Here is a 23,492-nt window from a genome sequence, read left to right as displayed (position 1 = left end):
CCGATAATCGGTTGGGTATGCTCATAGCAACGATGCAAACCAAGGAGGGTCATGGCCGAGCCAGAACGCAGCCGGATTTCACGCTGGCTATTGCCGCAGGGCAGTGAGCCCGACCCGCGCTTCACCCTTGCCAACGAGCGCACCTTCTTGGCCTGGATCCGCACCTCATTGGCATTCCTCGCGGGCGGCACAGCGCTGGAGGCCTTCGCCGCAGAGGCCTTCCCGTCGCCAGTTCGCACCTGGCTGGCGGTGCTGGTGATCGGCGTCGGCATCCTGATTGCCGCCGGTGCAGCCGTGCGCTGGGTCCGCGTGGAACGCAGCATGCGCACCGGGCGCCCGCTGCCGATTCCCGCCATTGTCCCGCTGCTGGCCTTCGGTGCAGTGGTGGCCTCGCTGGCGGCCATCGCCATGATCTTCTGGTCCCTCGGCTCGTGAAAGGCGAACCCATCGAGATCGCCGATGCCGGCCTGCAGCCCGAGCGGACCATCTTCGCGTGGAATCGCACGATGGTTTCCTTTCTCGTGGTCTCCGCTGTTTTCCTGCGTTGGCTGCCGCACTACGGCATCGGCATGATCCTGCTGATCGCGGTGTCCTCGTCGATGGCTCTGGGGATCCTGCTCTCGCAGCGTGCGCGGTATCGGCGCATGGCCCTCGGGGTCAAGCACGAGAAGGTCCAGGCGGACGTGGTTGCGGTGCTGATGACCACGCTGGCGCTTTGTGCGCTGGGCGGATATGCGCTGTTCCTGGTGCTCGGCCCGAACTAAGCACGGTGCAACCGCGTGCCGTTGATGCCGCTGCTGAAAGCATCGAAAAATCGCCGGATCCATTTGCCGCCAGCGGGCGTACAGTGGAACTACCGGTTCAGCTCGAATTCGCCGTAAAAGGGGATGATTTGCGATGCAGGCTGAGGCTAGATTCAAGATGCCGTTCAATTTCGCCCAGGTGGTGATTGCGGCTTTCGGGGCCATGTCGCTGAGTGTCTTGGCTTATTTTGTTGCCAGGGTCATTGGCGCGTCCATGGAATACTCCGGAGGCTTGTTCCAGAATCTGGATTTCATCCATATCGTGCGCTTCACCGCCCCGCCGATCCTCGTGCTCGGGTTTCTGACCTTCTTGATTGGCCGGGCCAAGCCGGGGTTCTGCCGCATCGCCCAGGTCATCGGCGTTGCAGTCGTGCTGGCCTCAGCGGTGGTGCAGTGGTTCTTCGCCGAGGACTGGGGGACCGCGCTGGCGGTGACCATCATGCACCTGGTGGTCGCGGCATCCTGGTATATCGCGGTGAACTACTCGAACAGGAAGTTCAACGAGATCGCGGAGCTGGAAAACATATAGCCATGCTAAGTGTCGCGGTTCTCACGGGTTATTGAGAGCCGCGGCACAGGCGGTCAGGAATAGAATGGTTGAGAACTTTCAACAATTCTAGGAGTGCCATGACGGCTCAGGGACAGCCCAACAGCCCATTCAATTTCATTCAGGTGATTATCGGTGCGCTGGGTACCAGCTACCTGAACGTCATCATTTTCTTCCTGGCTGGCGCCGCTGGAGCATCCCGCCGGATCGGTCCGAATCCAACCGATGTTGTCGCCTTCGACCACCTGCTTCAGTTCACGTTGATCCCGATCCTGTTCTTCGGCCTGGTGGTATTCCTGATTGGACGGGCAAACAAGGGCATTTGCAAGATCGCGCAGTGGGTCGGCCTGGTTATAGCTGTCGCATCGATCGCCTTCCCGATCATGCACGCAGCGGATGCCGCTACCGCAGTGGGCCTGAGCCTGATCCATATCGTGACCGGCATCGGCTGGTTCTTCTCCGTGCACTACGGCAACAAGAAGCTGCACGTTCCTTCCAAGGACGTAGCAGTGGCTTGAGCCTGATGCGCAAAACCTCGCAGAACGATCAGCAATGATCTGCTCTGCGAGGTTCTTTGCGTTAAACGGATGTGCCCAAGTGTTGCCGTGAGGGCTATACCCGGACTTCCTCGAGCTGCGGATCCTCGTAGGCCTTGCGCATGCGCGGCAGGAACAGCAGGCTCACGGCCGCCGCGAAGCACAGCACGGCGGCGGTAATCCATGCGGCCAGGTAGCTGCCGGTGGTTTCCCGCGACAGCCCCGCGGTCAGCGAACCTGCGCCGGCGCCGATCATGTGGAAGGCGAAGACCCAGCCGAAGACCACGGTTGCCTTGACCGGACCGAAGTATTGGCGGCAGAGCACCACCGTAGGCGGCACCGTGGCCACCCAGTCCAGGCCATAGAAGATGATGAAGATCCACAGCAGCGGTTCGACGGTGGGCCCCATCAGCGAGTGCAGGAACAGCAGCGAGAGGCCGCGCAGCGCGTAGTACACCGCAAGCAGCAGCCACGGGCGTACACGGTCGGTCAGCCACCCGGAGAAGATGGTGCCGAGGATGTCGAATATGCCTACCAGTGCCAGCAGTCCGGACGCGGTGGTGGCCGGCATGCCGTGGTCATGTGCCGCAGGGATGAAGTGTGTTTGCACCAGTCCGTTGGTTGACCAGCCGCAAATCCAGAAGGTCATCGCCAGAACCCAGAAGGCCGGGTAGCGCGAAGCCGAGAACAGGGCCTTGAGCGTCGCGGCGGCCATCGACCCTTGCTGGGGTTCGCCTGCCGGAGCGGCAACGGCTTCGGTTCCGCCGTAGGGAAGCACCCCGGCTTCGGCAGGGGAGTTGGCAAAAGGCCAGCGCAGCAGCGGGATGATCAGCACCGCGAAAACGGCAACCACCAGGGCAGCGATCCGCCATGAATACTGCTCGATGATCACCACGATGCTCGGAAGAAACACCAACTGGCCGGCGGCATTCGCGCCGGAGAAGATGCCCATCACCAGGCCGCGGCGTTCGGAGAACCAGCGGTTGGCCACCACGGAACCGAAAACCAGTGCCATCGCCCCGGTGCCCAGTCCAACCAGCACGCCCCACAGCACCCACAACTGCCAGATTTGGCTGATGAACACCGATAATCCGGCGCCCGAAGCCACCAGCGCCAGAGCAATGGCGGCCACCTTGCGCATGGAATAGCGTTCCAGCAAGGTCGCGGCGAAGGGTGCCGCCAGGCCGTAGACCACCAGGTTGATGGTCACCGCAGTCGACAGCTGGGAGCGGAGCCAGCCGAATTCGGATTCGAGCGGTTCGAAGAACGCTCCGGTGGTGGAGCGGAAAGCTGCCGTGGCAACGAGTGCCAGTGTGGTCACGATGGCGACCAGCCACGCTCGGTGGATCCGCGATGGCTTCCGGGAACTCAATCGCACGCTCCTTATAGACGATGCTTGAAGCATTGCACCGGGGCCAACAGGCGTCGAAGTTCATGACACCCGCGGAACAAATATTGACTCCCCCGGTTGTGGAGAGCCTTGCAATACCGGGACTTGCTGCACTTGCCGAAGCGCAGCGGACGCAGGGTTCGCTATGCGGGGTCGTCGCCTTTGCCGGAGTTCTGGCGCCGGTTGCGAGGACGCCGGTCCTGCGCGGGCAGTGCACCCAGCGCCTGCCGCGGGAAGGTTTTCGGCTTGGACCCGGAGGGCAGCTCATCCTTGCCCAGCGGATCCGCCAGGTCCGTCGGGCCAGCTGATGCGTGGCTTACTGGGCTCGTCTCGGAAGTCTGGGCGGTGACCGGGGCATCGCGGATCACCGGCATCCTGCGTGGAGGCAGCGGGCGTTGGTGGTGCACCAGATAGATCAGCATTGCCAGGGCCTTGTGCATGACCACGATGGTGAAAATCGCCGCTCCGGCATAGCAGCCCCAGGCGACCAGGTGCAGCGTGGTCACGTTCAGGACGTTCAGCTCCAACGTGCCGTTTAGCATCATGACCGCGCCGATTTGCCCGATCACTACGCCGAGCACGGCTAGTGAAATCGCAAACCAGAAGTACACCAGGGCATCGGCACCGGGTTTCTTCACCACAGCCATGTGAACCTCCGTTGGCCAGCTGTCGGCGGTCATTGCTACACACTTTAGTGCATGGCGGAAAACGGGTTATCTGCCCAAGGCGGCCCGGGCTTGGCGCAGCAGCGGTTCGTCGACCATCTGTCCCTCGAAGGCAAACACCCCCGGATTCTCCTTGGCCGCGTCAAGGATCCGCCGTGCACGATCCAGTTCCGCTTCAGTGGGCGCGAACGCCTCGCGGATGACCGGCATCTGGTTGGGGTGGATCGAGGCCTTTGCCGCGAATCCCGAGGCCTTGGCGTCGCGGGACTCTGCGCCCAGGCCTTCCAGGTCGGGGATGTCCAGGTACACGGAATCAACGGCGGCTTTGCCGTGGGTGGCCGCATGCAGCAGCACCTGCGACCGCGCGAACCGCGCCACCTCGCGGTAGCTGCCGTCCTCGCCGCGTGAGGAGGTGCCGCCGAGCGAGGCGATCAGGTCTTCGGCGCCCCACATCAGCGCGACGACATTCGGCGCCTCGGCAATCTGTCCGGCATTGGTGATGCCCTTGGCAGTTTCGCATAGCGCCAGCACGTCGTATCCGGCCAACGCGGACGGATCCTCCGCCGACTCGCACTTGGGCAGCATCACGGTGCGGTAGGCGGTCTGCTCCAGCGCTTCGAAGTCCTTGGCGAAGTGCTCGCTGTCCACCGGGTTCACGCGCACAATCACCCGTTCGGGATCCAGCGGGGTCTCCACCAAGGCTCTGCGGGCAGCGTCCTTGTTCGCGGGGGCCACCGCATCTTCCAGGTCGATGATGACCGCGTCGGCGCGCTGCGCCGCCTTGGCATAGCGCTCGGGCCGATCGGCCGGACAGAACAGCAGGGAAGGGCCCATCAGGAAGCTAGCCATTGGCATTTTCCCCCTTGGCTTCCAGTGAGTCCTGATGCGCTTGCCTGGTCCACATCAGGCAGGTGCGGGTGGCGGTTGCCACGATGTCGCCGTGCTGGTTGCGGCCCGTGTGCGTCATGGACGCCAGCCCCTGGCCGGGGCGCGACTTGGATTCGCGCAGCGCGGTGATCTCGGTTTCGGTGTAGAGCGTATCGCCGTGGAACATCGGGTGCGGGAACTTCACGTCGTTGATGCCCAGCTGCCCCACGATGGTGCCTTCGGTCAGCTGGCCCACCGACTGGCCGATCATGGTGCTCAAGGTCAGCAGCGAGTTGACCAGCGGCTTGCCGAAGGGCTGGGTGGAAGCCCACGCGGCGTCCAGATGCAGGCCCTGGTTGTTCATGGTCATCGTCGTGAAGGCGACGTTGTCCGCTTCGGTCAGGGTGCGTCCGGGCTTGTGCACGTAGGTGGCGCCGAGCTGCAGCTCGTCGAAGTAGAGGCCGCGCTGCTCGACGCGGGTGGGGGTTTTCTCGCTCATGCGTCCTGCTCCTGATGCTTCGCTTCGGTACTCTGCATTGCTTCCACGGTGGCCACGACCTGCTTGGCCTTGACCAGATCCCCGGACTTCAGGCCGGTCATCCGCACGATGCCATCGGCGGGGGATAGGAGCTGGTGTTCCATTTTCATCGCCTCGATGCTCAGCAGCAGCTGGCCGGCGGCGACCTCATCGCCATCGGCAACCTGCACGCTGATCACGGTGCCGGGCATGGGGGATTCGACATGCGGGGACAAGGTCCCGGACTCGATGGCGAGGGTGGCCAGGTGGCGTTCGAGGACTTCTTCGCGGGAAAGCTTGCGCACCGCCGCGGTCCACCCGTCCTCGCACAGCCACAGCGTGCCGTCTTCGGCGAAGGCATGCTGGAGTGCTGTGCGCTGGCCGTTGACGGACAGGGTTCCATCCGGCTCCTGGCGCACAGTGAAATCCTCGCCGCCTACTCGCACCAAGCTGGTATCCTGCTCCCTGAGCAGCGCGGTCTTGCCCTCGGCCGCCTCGGCATCGAAGTACTGGATGCTGGCCCGGCGATGCTGGGCCCGCCAGCCATCACGCAGGCCCCAGGGTGTTTTCGCCGCAGGAATCCGCTGGTCCTCAAGGTGCGCCGCCAGCGCCAGTTCGCGCTCGCTGATCTGGCGGAAGGCGAACTGGTCCAGCTTCCGCTCGATCAGGTTGGTGTCCAGGCGTCCGGCCGCCACATCCTCGTCCGCCAGCAGCAGCCGCAGGTACTCGCTGTTGGCCAGCACGCCCAGCACCACGGTGCCGGCCAGCGCCTGATCCAGCCGGACCAGCGCCTCGGTGCGGTCCTCGCCCCAGGCGATGAGCTTGGAGAGCATCGGGTCGTAGTGGGCGCTGATCTCCAAGCCGTCGCGCAGCGAGGAATCCACGCGGACATTCTCCGGCTCGCTCACGCGCAGCACGGTGCCCACCGAAGGCAGGAAGCCCGAGGACGGGTCCTCGGCGTAGAGCCGGGCCTCGATGGCATGGCCGCACAGCGCCACCTGGTCCTGGGTGAAGTCCAGCGCCTGGCCGGCCGCGATGCGCACCTGCCACTGCACCAGATCCAGTTTTTCCCCGTTGACCCGTACGACTTCCTCGGTGACCGGGTGCTCCACCTGCAGGCGGGTATTCATTTCCATGAAGAAGAACTCGTCGGGGTTCTGGTCGCTGACCAGGAACTCGACGGTGCCCGCGCCGACGTAGCCCACGGACTGCGCGGCGGCTACCGCGGCGGCGCCGATGCGCTCGCGGATCTGCGCGCCGTGCTCCAGGTTCTCGAACAGCGGGGCCGGGGCTTCCTCGATGACCTTCTGGTGGCGGCGCTGCAAGGAGCATTCGCGTTCGCCCAGGTGCACGGTGTTCCCATGCGCGTCGGCCAGGATCTGCACCTCGATATGGCGCGGATTGCGCACCAGCCGCTCGAGGAACAGGGTGTCATCGCCAAACGCGTTGCGCGCGGTGCGCCGGGCGCTGGCCAGCGCCTCGGGCAACTGCGCGGCGGATTCCACCGCGAACATGCCCTTGCCGCCGCCACCGGCCGAGGGCTTGATCAGCAGCGGGAAGCCGACCTCCTTGGCGGCTGCGAGCAGCTGCTCGTCGCCCAGGCCGGGTTCGGCGATGCCGGGAACCACCGGCACCTGGTGGGAGAGCACGTGGTTCTTGGAGCGGATCTTGTCGCCCATCAGGTTGATCGAGTTCACCGGCGGTCCGATGAAGGTGATGCCGGCGGCTTCCAAGGCGCGGGCGAAGTCCACGTTCTCGGAGAGGAACCCGTAGCCCGGGTGGACCGCCTGGGCGCCGGTTTGCCGGCAGGCGGCGATCACCGCGTCGATATCCAGGTAGCTTTCATTGGCCGGGGCCGCGCCGATGCGCACCGCGCGGTCGGCTTCGGACACATGCAGGGCCCCGGCGTCGGCATCGGAGTACACGGCGACGGATTCGATGCCCAGGCGGCGCAGGGTGCGGATGATGCGCACCGCGATTTCCCCGCGGTTGGCAATCAGGACGGTATCAAAGAGCTTGGCAGTCATGGTTCTTTCCTCGCACTACATCCGGAAGAGGCCGAAGCTGGTCTCCGGCAGTGGCTGGCGGGCGCAGACATCCAGGGCCAGGCCGAGCACCCGGCGGGTATCGGCCGGGTCGATGACCCCGTCGTCCCATAGCCTGGCGGTGGAATAGTAGGGGTTGCCCTGGGTTTCGTATTGCTCGCGGATTGGCGCCTTGAACGCTTCCTCTTCCTCATCGCTCCAGTTGCCGCCGGCCGCTTCGATCCCGTCGCGCTTGACCGTGGAGAGCACCGAGGAGGCTTGGGCCCCGCCCATCACCGAGATGCGCGCGTTCGGCCACATCCACAAGAAGCGCGGGGAGTAGGCCCGGCCGCACATCGAGTAGTTGCCGGCGCCGAAGGAGCCGCCGATGATCACGGTCAGCTTGGGAACCCGGGCGGTGGCCACCGCGGTGACCATCTTCGCCCCGTGCTTGGCAATGCCATCGGCCTCGTAGTCGCGGCCCACCATGAACCCCGCGAGGTTCTGCAGGAAGAGCAACGGGATGCCGCGCTGGTCGCACAGCTCGATGAAGTGCGCGCCCTTCATCGCGGATTCCGAGAACAGCACGCCGTTATTGGCGATGATGCCCACCTGGTGGCCATGGATGTGCGCGAAGCCGGTGACCAGGGTGGTGCCGTATTCGGCCTTGAACTCGTGGAACTTGCTGGAATCGACGATGCGGGCGATGACCTCATGCACGTCGTAGGGCGCGTTGACATCCACCGGCACCACGCCGGCCAGTTCGCTACCCGGGTACAGCGGCTCGGCCACCTGCCCCTCGATGCCCCAGGCGGGGGCCGGGTTGGCCGGCAGGGTGGAGACGATATCGCGGATGATCATCAGCGCATGCTCGTCGTTCTCGGCCAGGTGGTCCACCACCCCGGAGGTCTTGGCATGCAACTCGCCGCCGCCCAATTCCTCGGCCGTGACGATTTCCCCGATGGCCGCCTTCACCAGTGGCGGGCCGCCGAGGAAGATGGTGCCCTGGTTGCGCACGATGACCGTCTCGTCGCTCATCGCCGGGACGTAGGCGCCGCCGGCGGTGCAGGAGCCGAGCACCGCTGCCAGCTGCGGGATCTTGGCCGCCGAAAGCTGCGCCTGGTTGTAGAAGATGCGCCCGAAATGCTCGCGGTCGGGGAACACCTCGTCCTGCATCGGCAGGAACGCTCCGCCCGAATCCACCAGGTAGATGCACGGGAGCTTGTTCTCCAGCGCGATTTCCTGGGCGCGCAGGTGTTTCTTGACGGTCATCGGGAAGTAGGTGCCGCCCTTGACCGTGGCGTCATTGGCGATGACCAGGACATGGCGTCCATGCACCAGTCCGATTCCGGCAATCATTCCGGCCCCGGGGCTTGAGCCTTCGTACATGTCCTCGGCGGCCAGCGGCGCGATCTCCAGGAAGGGCGAGCCGTCATCGAGCAGAGCGTCCACCCGCTCGCGGGGCAGCAGCTTGCCGCGATCCACATGCCGCTGCCGGGACTTCTCGGAGCCGCCGCGCGCAGCGCGTTCCAGCCGTTCGTGCAGTTCGGCCAGCAGCGGCGCCTGGTCGGCGGCGTTGCGTTCGAACTGCTCGGGGTTCAGTTGGGAGGAAAGGGTCTTCACGAAGTCAGTCCTTGCTGGTCGGTTCGCTGGCGATTACCTGGGGTACGGGCAGCTGCTGCGGTGGCAGCGGGAATTCGACGGGTACCGCGAGGATGCGCATGGCCAGGGAGATGAAGTTCAGCTGCACCTCGGCCAGCGAGAGCCGGCCGTCCTTGCGATACCAGTGCGAGACACCGGTGCCCATTTCCATCAGGGCCAGGCGGGCAATGCCCAAATCCACGGTGTTGAAACTGCCCTGGCGCTCGCCGGCCTGCAGCGCGTCAGCGAAGAGCTGCTCGTAGGCATCGCGCAGCGCCTGCATCTGCTTGCGGGCGGCGGGCGACAGAGCGCGCATCTCGTATTCGGTGACGCGTGCGGTGCTGGGGTTGGTGGCGGTGAATCCGACATGGAAGGCGACGAGCAAAGCAAGCTGGCGCACCGGATCTGCGCTGCCATCCAGCGCCTGCTTGGCGCCGGAGATCATGGCGGTCAGGCAGTCGTTCATGATGCCCAGCAACAGGTCTTCCTTGCCGCCGACATAGTGGTAGAGGGTGGCCGAGTTCAGCCCCACCGCGCTGCCCAATTCGCGGATGCCCGTGGCAGCGAAGCCGCGCTGGGCAAAGCAGGCTACGGCTGCTTGCTGGACCTTTCCCAATTCCATGAACACCACCCTGTGCCTCAAGAATCAATCGATCGATTGACAGTGTCCATACAACCGAAGAAAAGATGTGGTGTCAATCACAGCCTCCTGTTGCCGGCATATTAAAACTCGCCGAAATATGACGCCTGCTATTCATGAATCAAATGCATAACAATAGACTGCTTGATGTTATTTACTGACAAGCTATAGATAATCCGGCTTTTCAGCTCATCAGACGCCACAGGAAGGCATGATGCCGCAACCCGAATCAGCAACCCCCAAATGCAACGATGCAACCTCGACCGGCCCTTCGCGCCGCGGTCTGCTCGCCGGCGCTTCCGGGTTCCTTGCCCTGGCCGGACTGGCAGCCTGCGCTTCGCCGCAAGCCCCCGACGCGGATCGCGCACATCTGGCCGAACCGCCGCAGACCCCCGACGAAGTGCTGCAGGTGTTGCGCGCCGGAAACCGGCGCTATTGCGCCGGCAAGCCGGAGCACCCCAATCAGGCACTTGACCGGCGCAGCGATCAAGCCGAGCACCAGAGCCCCTTCGCATTGATTCACGGCTGCGTGGATTCCCGCGTCACCCCCGAGCTCCTGTTCGACCAGGGGATTGGAGACCTGTTCGTCACCCGGACAGCCGGTGCCGTGCTCGATGACACCTTGGTGGGCAGCATGGAATTCGCTGTCTCCAGTCCGTATTCGGTACCGCTGCTGGTGATCCTCGGGCACACCGCCTGCGGCGCGGTGACGGGCACGCTGAAGGCGATGGAGAAAGATGCCGGGAACCCGCAGTTGCCCGGGGAGATGGAAGACTTCGCCGCACAGATTGCACCCGTAGCCCGCACAGCAGGAGTCGAGGGATCGGGAAGCGAAGCGGTGGACACGGTGGTGCAGGCCAATGCCCGAGCCGTGGTTGAGCAGCTGCTCGAGCGCTCTGCCATCATCCGCAAGGCGGTGGAAGAACAGCGGACCCGGGTGGTGCCGGCGGTCTACGACCTGGAGACCGGAGAGGTGAGCTGGCTGGAGGGCTGACCATCCGGAGAAATCCAACTCCCGGGCTTATCGGCACGGTGCCGCCATGCAGTCGCAGCGGCACTGGTACTCTCGACGCTGGATGCCATTGCAGCATTCGCCAGTGATCAGTCCGCAGCCAGCTGCGGTGAAAGGCCCCATGACAGCCACCGAACCCAGTGCAAACTCCCGCGCCCGTGCAGCAGTCGCTGCCCTGTTCCTCACCAATGGAGCGCTTTTTGCCAATATGGCGCCGCGTCTTCCCGAGTTGAAGCGGGAACTGGGATTGGACACCGCAAGCTACGGCTTGCTGGTTACGGCGTGGCCCGTCGGGGCGATCCTTGCCGGGTTGGCCGCCGGTGCGCTGGTGCGCCGATTCGGTTCCGCGCAAGTTGCCGTCTTCGGCACGATGGCTACCGGTGCGGCATTGCTCGCCGCCGGCAGCGCCCCGGGGGTGCTCTGGGTGGTGCTGGCTTTCGCCGTGGGCGGTGCCATGGACTCGATTACGGATGTCGGGCAGAATGCGCACGGCTTGGTGGTGCAACGGCGTTATGGGCGTTCGATCTTGAACTCCTTCCACGCCTTGTGGTCTGTCGGAGCGGTGCTTGGCGGCTTGATGGCCGCCGGGGCGATTCAGCTGAACCTGGCGCTGCCGGTGCATTTGGGCATATCGATGGCGCTGTTCGCCGTGGTGGCGCTGATCGCATTGAAATTCTGCCTGCCCCGGTCCGCTGAGCAGGCGGCCATCGAACCCGTTGAGCCGCCGGCTGCCGAGGCCATCCGGACCGCGCGCCCAGCAGGGTCCCGCGGCCGGCTGCTGCTGATGATGAGCGCCTTGGTCTTGATCTCCGTGGCTGGAGTGATGGTCGAGGATGCCGGAAATTCCTGGTCGACACTGTATCTGGGTGAGCTCGGGGCACCAGCGGCACTGGCGGCCAGCGGGTTCATCGCCTTGGTTGGCGCCCAGTTCGTTGGCCGGATCCTCGGCGATGGGATGGTCAACCGCTTTGGCCAGCGCAGCATGGCCCAGTTAGGCGGCGCGCTGATAGCGCTCGGCATGGGCTTGGCTTTGCTGTTCCCCAGTGTGCCGGGCACCTTGCTGGGTTTCGTGGCGGCTGGATTCGGCTCGGCAACTCTGGTCCCGGCGGTGATGGACCAAGCCGACAAGCTGCCGGGCCTGTCCCCGGGAACCGGGTTGAGCATTGTCTCCTGGCTCATGCGATTGGGCTTCTTGCTCTCGCCGCCACTGGTCGGATTCCTTGCCGAGAATGTCGGGTTGCGGCTGGCCCTGCTGGTTTTCCCCATTGCGGGTCTGGTAGTGCTGATTTGCTCGCCGGTGCTGCGCGGAAAGAAATCACCTGAGGACGGGGACGTGCAGTAAAGCGGTCGCGACTAGCGCTCATCTCGAATACCTGCGGATAGGCTTGGAGCATGGAAGATGCGCTGAAGAAGATCAGCTGGCCGGTACGCACCGAGCGGCTGAGCTTGCGCCGGGTGACGCCGGATGATGTGGAAGCGCTCTGGCGCTACCGGCAGCTTGCCGAAGTTACGCAGTGGATCACCGCTGGCCCTGAATCACTGGAAGATTTCCGCGCCATGTTCATTGCGAAGGACTATCCGCTGAAGGACCTGGCGGTGGAACTGGATACCGGCCAGGGGACTGAGCTGATTGGCACGGTCATGCTGAATATCGTCGATGGCTGGGGGCAAAGCGAAATTGCGCAGCACGGCAAGGGCGTTGAAGGCAACCTCGGCTGGAGCTTCGACCCGGCCTACGGCGGCAAAGGCTACGCCACCGAAGCGATCCGTGCTGCCATCGGCCTGTGCTTCGGCCCTCTTGGCTTGCGCCGGATTACTGCCGAATGCTTCGCTGCCAATGAGCCATCGTGGAAATTGATGGAGCGCGTGGGGATGCGCAAGGAATTCTACGGCCGCAAGGACAGCCTGCACCGCAACGGGGAATGGATGGATTCCATGGCCTATGCGCTGTTGGCCGAGGAATGGACGGACTCGACTTCCTGCTGAAGGGGCTCTTCGAGTTTTAGCATGGGAACCTCATCAAAGTTGCCGAGACACAGCAAGACCCCGTGACCACTGACGGTCATGGGGTCTTGCTGTGCACATGGGGTCTTGCTGTGCAGAAGTTGCGCGGGCTCAGTAGTACACCGCCAGCGGGCCGCTGGGGCCCGGAACAACGTTGACCGGAGTCTCGAAAACTTCGCTGAGGATTTCGTCCTGCATGATCTGCGTCGGGGTGCCGAAGTGCACCACCTTGCCCTGCTTCATGGCGCAGATGTAGTCCGCGTAGTGCCCGGCGAAATTGATGTCGTGCAGCACGATCACGATGGTTCGGTTCAGCTCGCGGGCAGCGCGCTGCAGGTGCTGCATCATCACTACCGAGTGCTTCATGTCCAAGTTGTTCAGCGGCTCATCTAGCAGCACCGTGTCGGTGTCCTGAGCCAGAACCATGGCCACGTAGGCGCGCTGGCGCTGGCCGCCGGAAAGCTCATCCAGGTAGCGGGCTTCCAGTTCGCCCAGATCCAGGAAGTCGATGGAGCGCGAGATGATCTCTTCATCGGCCTGGGTCAGCCGGCCCTTGGAGTGCGGGTAGCGGCCGAAGCCCACCAGCTGGCGCACGGTCAGGCGGGTGACGAAGTGGTTCTCCTGTCGCAGGATCGAGACGATCTTGGCCAGGTCCTTGGAATTGGTCTTGGACACGTCGTAGCCGGAGACCTCGATGGAGCCCTGGTCGATGCCCAGCAGGCGCCCGACCATGGTGAGCATGGTGGACTTGCCAGCTCCGTTCGGGCCAACCAGCGCGGTGATCCCGCCGGTGGGGATTTCCAAGCTGACCGGGCCGATGGAGACCGTGGAGCTGTACTGCTTGCTGACGGAATTGAGGGTAATCACAGCCGGCCCTTTCGCAGGATGAAGATCAAGAAGGTAATGCCGCCGACGGCTTCGATGATGATGCCGACCACGCCTTCGGCGTAAAAGACGTTCTTCATGATGAAGTAGGCGCCGGCCAGGACCACGAAGCCGATGAGGAATGACATCGGGTAGATGAAGCGGTGGTCATAGGTGTCGGCCAGCTGGTAGGCCAAGGTGGCCACCAGGAAGCCGAGGAAGGTCAGCGGGCCAACCAGCGCGGTGGTGACCGCCATGAGGATGGAGATGAAGAACAGGGACTTCATGACTTCGCGGCGGTGGTTGATGCCCAGATTGATGGTGGTTTCCTTGCCCAGGGCGAGGATGTTCATCTTCTTGGAGGACAGCACCAGGTAGCCGCCGGCGATCAGCACCAGCGGGATGGCCACCGGCATGTAGCTCATGTCGGCGTTGGCCATCGAGCCGAACAGGCGTGCGGTGAGCACGTCGAATTCGCTCGGGGTCAGCAGGCGCTGCATGAACGTGGCGATGGAACCCAGCCCGGTGCCGATGATGATGCCCACCAGCAGCATGATCTGGATGTTGCCCAGCTTGCCGGACAGCAGCGAGCCGTACAGCGCCACCGACAGGCCCACCATGATCGCCACTTGCAACACGAACTGGCTGACCCCGGTAAAGAAGGTCACGCCGGCCACGCCCAGCACGAAGACCGCGCCGGTCTGCACCACGCGGTACAAGGCTTCGAAGCCCATGATCGATGGGGTGATGATGCGGTTGTTGGTGACCGTCTGGAAGGCGACGGTGGCGATGGCCTGGCAGGCCGCCACGATCACCATGGTCAGGATGTTGCTGGCGCGCAGCTTGGCGATGATCCAGAAGCCGTCGGAGCCGAAGGGCATGGGGTTGTCCCATGCGAGCAGGCCGATGCCGAAGAACAGGGCCAGCCCGATCATGATGGACAGGGTGATCCAGTAGCGCTTGCGGACCTGCTTGGTGGGAAGCGGGCCTGCCGAGCGTCCGGCGTGATGGGTGCCCAAGGCGGGGTGAGTCATGAGATTAGCCAATTTTCCGCTGCCTCAGGAGCAGGAAGATGAAAACGACGGCGCCGAGCACGCCCAGGATCAGCGAGACCGGAACCTCGAACGGCATGATGATGGTGCGGCCTACAAGATCGCAGATCGTGGTGATCGCGATGCCCAGCAGGCAGACCCAGGGCAGGTTGCTGCGCAGGTCGTCGCCGCGGACCATCGAGACGATATTCGGCACGATCAACCCGAGGAATGGCAGATTGCCAATGACCACAGTGACCACGCCGGTGGCGACAGCGATCAGCGCGGTGCCCAGCAGCATCACCTGGCGGTAGTTCAGGCCCACGTTGGTGGCGATTTCCTCGCCCAAACCGGCCACGGTTAAGCGGTCGGCAACGATGTAGATGGCTACTGCCACGATGGCCACGATCCACAGCACCTCGTACTGCCCGCGGATCACTGAGGTGAAGGAGCCGGCCAGCCAGATGCCCATGGACTGCAGCTTGTCGGTGGACAGGGCGAAGAAGGTTGAGAAGGCGCCGACCACGGAGCCGAGCATGATGCCCACGATCGGCACGGTCAGCGAGGCCTTGAGCGAAACCCGCTGCAGGAACAGGAAGAAGATCATGGTGCCAATGAAGGCGAAGGCAATCGCCACGCTCATCTTTGCCAGCAGGGTGGCGGTGGGGAAGAAGACCAGCATGGTCAGCAGGCCAAGGCCAGCCCATTCGGTGGTGCCGGTGGTGGTCGGCTCCACGAAGCGGTTCTGGGTCAGCAGCTGCATGACCAATCCGCTCATGGCCATGGCGGCACCGGCGAGCACCAGTGCGATGGTGCGCGGAATGCGCGTGACGGCGAACATCATCGCGCCGTCGTCCTTGCCGAAGATGTCGTAGACGCCGGTGAACAGCGAGAACGCCAGCAGCACCAGCACCGCGAGGATGCCCAGTGCGAGTTTGCCGGTGAGGACCTTGCTCTTGGTCCGGGCCGGGAGGGTCGTGCTTGTCATAATGCCGCCGTGGAAATATGTGGTGGGAATGCGCCTCTAGTGGCGAAGCCGGAATCCGGCTTCGCCACTAGAGGCCAGGGGAGTTCAAGACGCTTACTTGGCAGCTTCCAAGGCGTCAGCGAAATCATTCAGGAACTCGGTGTAGGTCTGGATGCTCTCGTTGGTGTATGTGTCAGCCGGCATCACGATAACCTGGGCTTCCTTGGCAGCAGTGACGTTCTGCAACGCTTCGGAATTCTCCAGCAGTTCCTTGGCAGGCTGGTAGTCGGCACCATCAGCGGCAACAGCTGCGTCGCGGTCCATGACGATGATCCAGTCAGGGTTCGACTTGGCGATGGCCTCGACCGAAACGTCGTCGCCCTCGTGGTCGGTGGAGGACTCTTCGAGCTCCAGGGCCGGGGTCAGGCCCAGGAAGTCGAACATCGGGCCGACGGTGCGGCCGGTGGTCGGAGCCGAGTAGCCCAGCTCGCCGCCCGAGGCGATCAGGCCCATGACGGTCTCGTCCTTGTTGTAGGCATCGGTTACGCGCTTCTCGGCGGCCTGGAAATCCTCAACGAGCTTCTTGGCCTCGGCCTGCTTGCCGAAGATTTCGCCCAGGGTGGTGACCTGGCGTTCCAGCTCGGTGTTGAATGGCTCGCCTTCGCGTGGGTCGAGGGAAACGATGGTGGCCTCTGGTGCCAGTTCCTTGAACTTCTCGGCGTGCTGGGTGTAGCGCTGGCCGTTGATGATCAGGTCAGGGTCGACGGTGACTACCGATTCCAGGTTTGGTTCCTTATGGCTTCCCAAATCCAGGATCTTCTCGTCCTTGGTGTAGGAGATGGTGTCCGGCATCAGGGACACGGCGCCTGCGGTCAGCTCGATGCCCCAGGAATCGAGGGTCTCGAAGGTGCGGTTATCGGTTGCAACGACAGACTTTGCGGGAACCGTGATGGTCTTCTCGCCTTCGTTGTCGGTGATGGTGACAGTCTTGGCATCGCCGGCCTTGGCCTCGGCAGCGGTATCGGTTGCGGAACCGCAAGCGGTCAGGGACAGCGCGGCGATGCTCAGCAGTGCGGCAGCGCGAAGCTTCATGGAGGACATGTATTCCTTCTTCGAACAGCAACCGGCGTTGGTTGCGCTATTGAGTGATCTCATAATTAGCTTAGCCTTATCTGAGCGAATTAAGCTAAGCCGCCCTTATGTTAGGTAAATCACCCGAATGCCCGAACTACGCGCGGGGCACAGCAGGAAAATTTGGCACTTTCCGAGGTTGCCCCTAGTTGACTGGGCGATTTCCGGGGTAAATAACGACCGTCCACCTTGTTTAATTAGTCCATATTGCTTCGACGGCCGCGTCAGGGAACGTCATGAATTGCACCGGTAACGATTTCCATGACGGAATAAAGGGCATTATTGCCTAATCTTTCCCGCCGCGTATCAGGCGGCCGGGTAGGTAATCCTCAGCTGCGGGCCAATCACGGCGCCAGGGCTCAGCTCAGCGGCCTTGGCCTCGGGTCCATCAATGATATGGAGGACTTCGGCGCCGCGGGCCAAGAGGTAATCGGCAATGATTCGGCGGTGGCAACGCCACCACACCGCTTCGGCGCACATGATCGCAATCTTCTGGCCGACGGCCCGCTCTTGGAGTTGCTGGATTGCGTGGAGGAAATCATCGCCGAGTGCGTGGTCGGCGTAATTATGGAAGCTGCGGTTCCTCCACCACGCGTTGACCTCGAAATCGACGCTCTGGCTCACCGGGCGCCTGCCGGCCAGAGCCTCCTCGCGATGCAGGCCGATTCCTGCCGCTTTCAACGAGGCTTGCAAGGCATCGGAGTTGAACTGCGGGAACTTGCGGGATCCGGCCAGCTTGCGAACGTCCACCACCTGCATGATTCCGTGCTGCATCAGCAGAGCGAGGAAATCCTCAATGGATCTTGTTGAGTGTCCAATGGTGAAAATCCTGGCGGGCAAAGTGCTGGCTCCCTGGAAGAGAATAGGAAACGGGCTAGTGCTGTTCGTGCTTGGCGGAGCTGAGCACCAGTTGTAGCAGCTCCTGGACCTCGGCAGCGCGCGACTGCCAGTAACCGGTATCGAGCCCGAAACCGAGGGACGCTTCATCGGCACGTTTCTTGAAGTAGTCCCGGTGGTCTTCCAAGGCATTGGCCAAATCTGCGAACTGGTCGTTGCTGAGTTCCAAATTCAGGGTTTTATGCTTCATGAGCTTCATCCTCGGTTGAGTGCGAATGCTATAAAGCAGAGAATACGCCGATTGCCAGCAAGAAGGCTGTCAATTGAGCTACCACTCAGGAAGAGGTCGGCGGCGCGGGTAAAGGGAATAGGCTCAAGGCAGGCCTCGTTGTGCCAGATACGAGCATCAACCAGAAGGAGCAATTCATGGCTGAAGGAAATCGAGTAGTACTCATTGGCGGACACGGGAAGGTCGCCCTGCTGGCGGCTCCCAAGCTGGCTGATCGCGGCTACGCGGTCGATTCGCTGATCCGCAACCCCGAGCACGCCGCCGACATCAAGGCAGCAGGTGCCAAGCCGGTGGTCCTCGATATCGAGAGCGCCGAGGTGGACCAGCTGGCGGAAGCCTTCACCGGTGCCAGTGCCATTGTGTTCTCGGCGGGAGCCGGCGGCGGCAACGAGCAGCGCACCCGCGCCGTGGATTACGAGGCGGCAGTGCGATCCATGAAGGCTGCCAAGCAGGCCGGGGTGGACCGTTTCGTGATGGTCTCCTACAGCCGTGCGCTGGTCGACGTGGACAACCTGGACCCGTCCAACTCCTTCTACCCCTATGCCAAGGCCAAGCACGACGCGGATGCCTTCCTGCGCGGCACCGACCTTGACTACACGATCCTGGGCCCGGGCGCGCTGACTTTGGAGCCTGCAAGCAAGCATGTGGTGCTGGCCGACGAGGCGGGGAACCTCAAGGATTCGGACGCTGACGGCGAGAGGATGCAGACCTCCCGCGAGAATGTCGCGGAAGTGATCACCCATGTGGTGGCCAACAATGCGGCACGCCGGACCACGGTGAACTTCTACGACGGCAAGATGCCGATCGTCGAAGCGATCCTCTAGGGTGTGCGGGATAGAGGTCCGCGGCTTCCACTGAGTGGATGCCCGGGCTTCTGCCCGCGGGCAACCGGTGGGATCATGTGACCATGATCCGCAGCGACGGGTCCCTGCTGAAAACCTACAACGAAGAGCGCCAGGACGTAGCGCAGAAGCTCATCGACTACGACAAGGAATGGTCGGCGATGATGTCGCGCAGCCCGGAGGAAATGGAGGGCCCGCACGAGATCGTCGACTTCTTCGTGAATACCGCCAACTTCCCGGGCGGCTTCGACACCAGATACGAGCAGTCCTCGCTGACCGGCGGCACCGAGCACCAGCAGCTGGCCGAAGGCTTCCCGGTGGGCATGCGCTTCAAGTCCGCGCAGGTCTCCCGCGTGTGCGATACCACCACGGTGCACCTGGGGCACCACTTCCGTGCCGATGGGCGCTGGCGGCTCAACGCCTTTGCCGACGAATCGGGGCAGGAGGTTGCCGCGCTCGCCGACTGGCTGGAGCATTCCGCCGATTCGCCAAGCACCGCGTACACCGCTGAGGGCCAAGATATCGACAGCGTTTTCGATGCCAAGGTGATCTACCAGCAGGATTACCACGACGTGGACATCAATAAGGTGCCGCGGCGGTTCCTCCCGAAGGTGGGCCAGGCGCAGATCATGGACTGGGAAAAGGTCTACACGGCGATCGGGCACCAGGACATCTTCACCGAGCGCGGGATCGATCGGGCAGGTGCCCTGGTCGTCGTCCGCCCGGACATGTATGTAGCCCAGGTGCTGCCGCTGGCTGCCCGTGCGGAACTGGCCGAGTTCTTCGCGCAGAACATGGCATCGCCGAAGGTGCCTGAATTCTCCTGATCTTCGCCCGGCTGTGCAGCAGCAGGTTGCCCCGGTGTCCCTAGGGCCCGGGGTAACCTGCTGTCCAGAACATGTCGGGACTTCTTGGCGGCGTGGCGGTTGAAGATGACTGTTGCAGTGCGGGCAGATGCGTCTCCAGCGAGCAGGATGCAGGGGCTACTTCGTGGCAGTGTGCGGCCGGGGGCTGGGAAATGGTCCGAAAATCAAGGGAACCCCGGTGCCGAAGCACCGGGGTTCCCTTTTGTCATCACTCGCACCTTCATGAGGTACTTATTACTCTAGAACGGCTGACTGTGAGCTCGCTGGGCTGGGCCTGCCATTTGGCTTGGCATTCAGCGGCTCGCCAGGCCGGCGGTCGCCGGGACCATCGGAAAGCCGGTTACGGTTTTGGGCCGCGGGGGAGCGTAGGTGCGCACCTTGGAGGTGCTCAGCCCCATCCGGACCAGCGATTCGGCGATGGTTACCGCCGCACGCACGCCATCGACAATCGGCACGCCGGTGGCCAGCCGCACCTGGTCCTCCAGCTCGGCCATGCCGCCGCAGCCCAGGCAGATCACTTCGGCCTTGTCCTGCTCGACCGCTTGGCGGGATTGCTCGACAATGGCCGCCACCGCGCGCTGCGGATCGGATTCCAGTTCCAGCACGCCCAGCCCGCTGGCACGCACCGAGGCGAGCCGGTCGGTCAGGCCAGCCAATTTCAACCGGTCCTCGATCAGCGGCACCGTGCGGTCCAGCGTGGTAACCACCGAATACTTGTGGCCGAGGAATTGGGCGGTGGAGGCGGCGGCTTCGGTGATGTCCACAACCGGGACATCCAGCAGCTCCTGCAGGCCCTCGCGGCCGTGCTCCCCGTAGCCCGCCTGGATGACCGCGTCGAAAGGCTCGGTGTAGCGGACCACCTTGTCCATTACGGCGATGGCGGCCAGATAGCTTTCGAAATTGCCTTCGCAGGAATCGGCCCCGAAGTCCGGGGTCAGCTCGACGATTTCGGTGCCGGGCGAGGCGACCTGCCGGGCGGAATCCCCGATGGCGCGGGTCATGGATTGCGTGGTGTTGACGTTCAGGATCAGAATGCGCATGAGTAGTCCTAGTGGGTTGGTGCCACGGCGATCGGCTCGCCATCGATGTCTGCCAAATCGTGCTGGCGCTTGGCCAGGGCCAGGTAGGCCAGGGCGCCGGCGCCCGAACCCAGGAACCAGGCGAACGGGCCAACAACGTGCAGGGCGGGAACGAAGGCCAGCACCAGTGCGATGACCGAGCTGATCACCAGTGCTCCGACGGCCCGGTAGTTCACGCCGCGGGTGAAGTAGTAGGTGCCATCGGCATCCGAGCGGTACAGGTCCATGACGTTGATCCGGGCTTTGCGGATCAGCCAGTAGTCGGCCATGATGATGCCGAACAGCGGGCCGAGCAGCGCGCCCAGGCCGCCCAGGAAGTAGTTGATGATCTCGGGGGAGTTGTACAGGTTCCAAGGCAGGATGACCAGTCCGATGACACCGGAGATCAGTGCGGCGGCACGGAAGTTCAGCTTCTTCGGGAACAGGTTGGTCAACGCGTAGGTCGGTGCGACGAAATTGGCCATCAGGTTCACCGCGATGGTCAGCACCAGCAGGGCGGCGGAGGCCAGCAGCAGCAGCACGGTGTTCGGGATGGCTCCGACGATATCCGATGGCGAGGTGATGACCTGGCCGTTAATGGAGAACTGCGTGCCGGCGAGCACCACCACGATGGCACCGAAGAACAGCATGTTCAGCGGAATGCCGAAGAAATTGCCCTTGACGATGGCTTTCTTGGAGGATGCGCCGCGGGTGAAGTCGCAGAAATTCAGGACGAAAGTGCCATAGATCGAAACCCACAGGGCGGCCGCACCGAACATCGCGGTCCACATCTCGACGCCGGACTTCGGCTCGCCGGTGCTCATCGACACGTTGAAGCCGGATTCGAACAGCATCCAGATAGCCAGGCCCAGGAAGGTGACCAGGATGACCGGGCCGGCGAAGGCCTCGTACTTGCGGATCATTTCCATGCCGTAGCTGACGATCACCAGCTGCACGGCCCACAGGACCACGAAGCAGATCCAGCCAAGCGTATTCAGCCCCAGGAAGCTGGTCTGCTCCAGGGCCGCGGAGCCCGGCGCCACGGCGATCACCATGACCGAGAGGACCTGGGCGGCCAGGTAGGTCTGGATGCCGAACCAGGCGATGGCCACGGCCCCGCGCAGCAACGCCGGGATCTGGGCGCCGGTGATGCCAAAGGCGATGCGGCTCATCACAGGGAAAGGGACGCCGGTCTTCTCGCCCATGAACCCCGAGAAATTCAGCAGCGCGAAGAGCAGGACCGCTCCGATGCCCAAGGCGCCGAGGATCTGCCAGCCGCTCATGCCCAATGCGAAGAGCCCGATGGCGAAGGTGTAATTGCCCAGCGAGTGCACGTCGTTGGCCCACAGGGTGAAGATGCTGTAGGAGTTCCAGGTGCGTCCCTTGCGGGTGGTTGGTGCCAGGTCCTGGTTGTAGAGCGAAGCGCTCAGTTCGAAGGGATTGACCCGGTCGATCGCGGGCGGGTTTTCCTGCGGTGCGTCCATGGGCACCATTTCAGGGGTCTTTTGCGACATGATGGACATCCTTGTCAAAGGGTCATGAATCCGGGCACGGCGCATCCGGGCGCACTGCAGCAGGGAAAATGACAAATCTGGGGGAAGCGGAACGTTGAGTGCAACGGCCCGTGCCTGCCGTGCGGGGGCGCAAGGCAGCGAGGCGGGCCCGCTTACGGGTAGATCGGCTGTCCGAAATTAGCGTAGAACTCGGCCGGCGAGCCGAGAAGCGGCATGGCCGGGCGTGGTGCCGCGGCGAGCCGCTGCACGCTGTGCGTGAAGCACGATGGATAAAGCATGGCTGCTCCTGAGCTAGGTAGTCACTCCGAGATATGTGCCAGGTGAGTACCCACCACTGTATGTGCTGTATCACATTATCGCAATAGAAGATGATAATTTCGCAGGGTGATATTTCATGGGATTTCCGGAACACTTTATTGATTCCGCAAACCCGCAGGTGGGCGACGCTTTGCCCGGGTTGCGCAGGATCCCGCGACCGCGAGAACGCTGTGAATTCAGGCTTTTGCGTACCTTTTTTACGCAGTGGCAAATTGCCGGGAAACCTGCTTGACAGTGATCGGCGTCTCGTTCTAGAGTTTTCATAAAGCAAAAGCTAACTTCCATAAAGCGGAATTATTGGAAGGCGTTCTTGAAGGGAAATCCAGTGTCCTACACTCTGAACTGCTCGATCCTCCTCACCGAGTTGCCGCTGCTTGAGCGCGCGGATGCCGCCAAGCAGGCAGGTTTCGACAGCGTCGAATTCTGGTGGCCATTCAACGAAGCAGCGCCTTCCGATAAGCAGGTCGACGAATTCGTCGCCTCGCTGGCCAACGCCGGCGTCCAGCTCGACGGACTGAACTTCTTCGCCGGCGACATGCCGGCAGGCGACCGCGGCTTGGTTTCCTGGCTGGGACGCGAAGCCGAATTCAAGGACAACATCGATGCCGTAGTGGCCATCGCCGAAGCAACCGGCTGCAAGGCCTTCAACGCCCTGTACGGCAACCGCATCGAGGGTGCCGACCAGGCGGCCCAGGACGCACTGGCCTTGGAGAACCTGGTGGCCGCGGCCCAGGGCGTGGCCAAGGTGGGCGGCACCGTGCTGATCGAGCCGGTCTCCGGCACCGAAGCCTACCCGCTGAAGACCGCGGCCCAGGCGCTCGCAGTCGTTGACGCCGTCAAGGCCCAGGGCGAAAGCAACATCGCGCTGCTGGCCGACTTCTACCACCTGTCAGTCAACGGCGATGATGTGCCCGCCGTCATCGAGGCGCATGCCAAGGACTTCGGCCACATCCAGATCGCCGACGCGCCAGGCCGCGGAGCTCCGGGCACCGGAAACCTGCCGCTGCTGGACTGGATCGCCCGCTCACGCGAGCTGGGCTACACCGGCAAGGTCGCCCTGGAATACAAGCAGGACGCCGCCACAGCGTTCGACTGGCTGCAGACCGCCAGCAGCAACGCAACCGCCTAG

At 63.3% G+C, this 23,492-nt stretch carries 26 protein-coding genes; 10 read left to right on the top strand and 16 right to left on the bottom strand.

Annotation, left to right across the window (positions count from 1 at the left end; all coding sequences use genetic code 11):
• Window positions 1-51 precede the first annotated feature (51 nt).
• The 4 genes from ACR9WD_RS15650 (at window position 52) to ACR9WD_RS15635 (ending at window position 1,868) form a co-directional block, all read left to right on the top strand.
• On the top strand, window positions 52-435 hold the full coding sequence (locus tag ACR9WD_RS15650) for a YidH family protein (protein WP_190264209.1): 384 nt from the start codon (window positions 52-54) through the stop codon (window positions 433-435).
• The gene (locus ACR9WD_RS15645; protein WP_190264208.1) at window positions 432-764 is read left to right on the top strand and encodes a DUF202 domain-containing protein; all 333 of its coding nucleotides are present in this window, start codon (window positions 432-434) and stop codon (window positions 762-764) included. The genes ACR9WD_RS15650 and ACR9WD_RS15645 overlap by 4 nt, the downstream gene beginning before the upstream one ends.
• 157 nt (window positions 765-921) lie before the next feature.
• The gene (locus ACR9WD_RS15640; protein ID WP_223308826.1) at window positions 922-1,332 is read left to right on the top strand and encodes a DUF6069 family protein; all 411 of its coding nucleotides are present in this window, start codon (window positions 922-924) and stop codon (window positions 1,330-1,332) included.
• 98 nt (window positions 1,333-1,430) lie between these two features.
• Window positions 1,431-1,868 (top strand): DUF6069 family protein, encoded by a 438-nt coding sequence (locus ACR9WD_RS15635; protein WP_038992912.1) that lies wholly within the window; start codon window positions 1,431-1,433, stop codon window positions 1,866-1,868.
• A gap of 94 nt (window positions 1,869-1,962) precedes the next feature.
• Here the strand turns inward: ACR9WD_RS15635 and ACR9WD_RS15630 are convergent, their stop codons facing one another.
• The 7 genes from ACR9WD_RS15630 to ACR9WD_RS15600 all read right to left on the bottom strand — a co-directional run bounded on the left by ACR9WD_RS15630 (window position 1,963) and on the right by ACR9WD_RS15600 (window position 9,612).
• Entirely contained in the window at window positions 1,963-3,264 is a 1,302-nt protein-coding gene (locus ACR9WD_RS15630) for an MFS transporter (protein WP_038992913.1), read from the bottom strand.
• 155 nt (window positions 3,265-3,419) lie between these two features.
• Entirely contained in the window at window positions 3,420-3,923 is a 504-nt protein-coding gene (locus tag ACR9WD_RS15625) for a hypothetical protein (protein ID WP_434922397.1), read from the bottom strand.
• A gap of 66 nt (window positions 3,924-3,989) precedes the next feature.
• Window positions 3,990-4,790: an HpcH/HpaI aldolase/citrate lyase family protein gene (locus tag ACR9WD_RS15620; RefSeq protein WP_434922396.1), complete on the bottom strand. Its 801-nt coding sequence runs from the start codon at window positions 4,788-4,790 to the stop codon at window positions 3,990-3,992.
• Window positions 4,783-5,307: a MaoC family dehydratase gene (locus ACR9WD_RS15615; RefSeq protein ID WP_190264205.1), complete on the bottom strand. Its 525-nt coding sequence runs from the start codon at window positions 5,305-5,307 to the stop codon at window positions 4,783-4,785. Before ACR9WD_RS15615 ends, ACR9WD_RS15620 begins: the two co-directional genes overlap by 8 nt.
• Complete coding sequence (locus tag ACR9WD_RS15610; protein ID WP_190264204.1) at window positions 5,304-7,352, bottom strand: biotin carboxylase N-terminal domain-containing protein; 2,049 nt, start codon at window positions 7,350-7,352, stop codon at window positions 5,304-5,306. The genes ACR9WD_RS15615 and ACR9WD_RS15610 overlap by 4 nt, the downstream gene beginning before the upstream one ends.
• Before the next feature lie 15 nt (window positions 7,353-7,367).
• Window positions 7,368-8,972 carry a carboxyl transferase domain-containing protein gene (locus ACR9WD_RS15605; RefSeq protein ID WP_190264203.1) on the bottom strand — a complete coding sequence of 535 codons (1,605 nt, stop codon included), beginning with the start codon at window positions 8,970-8,972 and terminating at the stop codon, window positions 7,368-7,370.
• 4 nt (window positions 8,973-8,976) lie between these two features.
• Entirely contained in the window at window positions 8,977-9,612 is a 636-nt protein-coding gene (locus ACR9WD_RS15600; protein ID WP_190264202.1) for a TetR/AcrR family transcriptional regulator, read from the bottom strand.
• Window positions 9,613-9,841: 229 nt separating this feature from the next.
• On the opposite strand from ACR9WD_RS15600, the gene ACR9WD_RS15595 reads away from it, so the two are divergent.
• The 3 genes from ACR9WD_RS15595 to ACR9WD_RS15585 all read left to right on the top strand — a co-directional run bounded on the left by ACR9WD_RS15595 (window position 9,842) and on the right by ACR9WD_RS15585 (window position 12,628).
• Complete coding sequence (locus ACR9WD_RS15595; protein ID WP_190264201.1) at window positions 9,842-10,624, top strand: carbonic anhydrase; 783 nt, start codon at window positions 9,842-9,844, stop codon at window positions 10,622-10,624.
• 139 nt (window positions 10,625-10,763) lie between these two features.
• A complete protein-coding gene (locus tag ACR9WD_RS15590; protein WP_190264200.1) occupies window positions 10,764-11,984 on the top strand; it encodes an MFS transporter in 1,221 nt (406 codons plus the stop codon).
• 50 nt (window positions 11,985-12,034) lie between these two features.
• The gene (locus ACR9WD_RS15585; protein WP_149597509.1) at window positions 12,035-12,628 is read left to right on the top strand and encodes a GNAT family N-acetyltransferase; all 594 of its coding nucleotides are present in this window, start codon (window positions 12,035-12,037) and stop codon (window positions 12,626-12,628) included.
• 129 nt (window positions 12,629-12,757) lie between these two features.
• Here the strand turns inward: ACR9WD_RS15585 and ACR9WD_RS15580 are convergent, their stop codons facing one another.
• The 6 genes from ACR9WD_RS15580 to ACR9WD_RS15555 all read right to left on the bottom strand — a co-directional run bounded on the left by ACR9WD_RS15580 (window position 12,758) and on the right by ACR9WD_RS15555 (window position 17,726).
• Window positions 12,758-13,513: an iron ABC transporter ATP-binding protein gene (locus tag ACR9WD_RS15580; protein ID WP_038992921.1), complete on the bottom strand. Its 756-nt coding sequence runs from the start codon at window positions 13,511-13,513 to the stop codon at window positions 12,758-12,760.
• On the bottom strand, window positions 13,510-14,544 hold the full coding sequence (locus tag ACR9WD_RS15575) for an iron chelate uptake ABC transporter family permease subunit (protein WP_190264199.1): 1,035 nt from the start codon (window positions 14,542-14,544) through the stop codon (window positions 13,510-13,512). The genes ACR9WD_RS15580 and ACR9WD_RS15575 overlap by 4 nt, the downstream gene beginning before the upstream one ends.
• Before the next feature lie 4 nt (window positions 14,545-14,548).
• Window positions 14,549-15,529, bottom strand: a complete 981-nt coding sequence (locus ACR9WD_RS15570) for an ABC transporter permease (protein WP_190264198.1) — start codon at window positions 15,527-15,529, stop codon at window positions 14,549-14,551.
• 93 nt (window positions 15,530-15,622) lie between these two features.
• Window positions 15,623-16,609, bottom strand: coding sequence for a siderophore ABC transporter substrate-binding protein (locus ACR9WD_RS15565; protein WP_121867596.1), 987 nt, complete (start codon window positions 16,607-16,609; stop codon window positions 15,623-15,625).
• A 336-nt stretch (window positions 16,610-16,945) separates the two neighbouring features.
• Window positions 16,946-17,479 carry a DUF488 domain-containing protein gene (locus tag ACR9WD_RS15560; protein WP_223308824.1) on the bottom strand — a complete coding sequence of 178 codons (534 nt, stop codon included), beginning with the start codon at window positions 17,477-17,479 and terminating at the stop codon, window positions 16,946-16,948.
• 34 nt (window positions 17,480-17,513) lie between these two features.
• Window positions 17,514-17,726: a hypothetical protein gene (locus ACR9WD_RS15555; RefSeq protein WP_038992925.1), complete on the bottom strand. Its 213-nt coding sequence runs from the start codon at window positions 17,724-17,726 to the stop codon at window positions 17,514-17,516.
• A 176-nt stretch (window positions 17,727-17,902) separates the two neighbouring features.
• Between ACR9WD_RS15555 and ACR9WD_RS15550 the strand changes: the two genes are divergently transcribed.
• Together ACR9WD_RS15550 and ACR9WD_RS15545 are read left to right on the top strand one after the other, a co-directional pair.
• Window positions 17,903-18,589 carry an SDR family oxidoreductase gene (locus tag ACR9WD_RS15550; RefSeq protein ID WP_190264197.1) on the top strand — a complete coding sequence of 229 codons (687 nt, stop codon included), beginning with the start codon at window positions 17,903-17,905 and terminating at the stop codon, window positions 18,587-18,589.
• An 83-nt stretch (window positions 18,590-18,672) separates the two neighbouring features.
• Complete coding sequence (locus ACR9WD_RS15545) at window positions 18,673-19,434, top strand: hypothetical protein (protein WP_190264196.1); 762 nt, start codon at window positions 18,673-18,675, stop codon at window positions 19,432-19,434.
• 332 nt (window positions 19,435-19,766) lie between these two features.
• Here ACR9WD_RS15545 and ACR9WD_RS15540 read toward each other — a convergent pair whose 3' ends face one another.
• The 3 genes from ACR9WD_RS15540 to ACR9WD_RS15530 all read right to left on the bottom strand — a co-directional run bounded on the left by ACR9WD_RS15540 (window position 19,767) and on the right by ACR9WD_RS15530 (window position 22,323).
• Window positions 19,767-20,513, bottom strand: a complete 747-nt coding sequence (locus ACR9WD_RS15540; RefSeq protein ID WP_038992932.1) for an aspartate/glutamate racemase family protein — start codon at window positions 20,511-20,513, stop codon at window positions 19,767-19,769.
• A gap of 8 nt (window positions 20,514-20,521) precedes the next feature.
• Entirely contained in the window at window positions 20,522-22,015 is a 1,494-nt protein-coding gene (locus ACR9WD_RS15535) for an NCS1 family nucleobase:cation symporter-1 (RefSeq protein WP_223309004.1), read from the bottom strand.
• A gap of 182 nt (window positions 22,016-22,197) precedes the next feature.
• Window positions 22,198-22,323: a hypothetical protein gene (locus ACR9WD_RS15530; RefSeq protein WP_255372330.1), complete on the bottom strand. Its 126-nt coding sequence runs from the start codon at window positions 22,321-22,323 to the stop codon at window positions 22,198-22,200.
• Between the two features lie 365 nt (window positions 22,324-22,688).
• On the opposite strand from ACR9WD_RS15530, the gene ACR9WD_RS15525 reads away from it, so the two are divergent.
• On the top strand, window positions 22,689-23,492 hold the full coding sequence (locus tag ACR9WD_RS15525; RefSeq protein WP_190264195.1) for a hydroxypyruvate isomerase family protein: 804 nt from the start codon (window positions 22,689-22,691) through the stop codon (window positions 23,490-23,492).

The sequence above is a fragment of the Glutamicibacter sp. PAEs-4 genome (assembly GCF_051161755.1).
In the GTDB taxonomy this organism is placed as follows: Bacteria; Actinomycetota; Actinomycetes; order Actinomycetales; family Micrococcaceae; genus Glutamicibacter; species Glutamicibacter nicotianae.
Note: the sequence above shows the minus strand (reverse complement) of the source record. Positions and strands in the feature narration are given on the sequence as shown.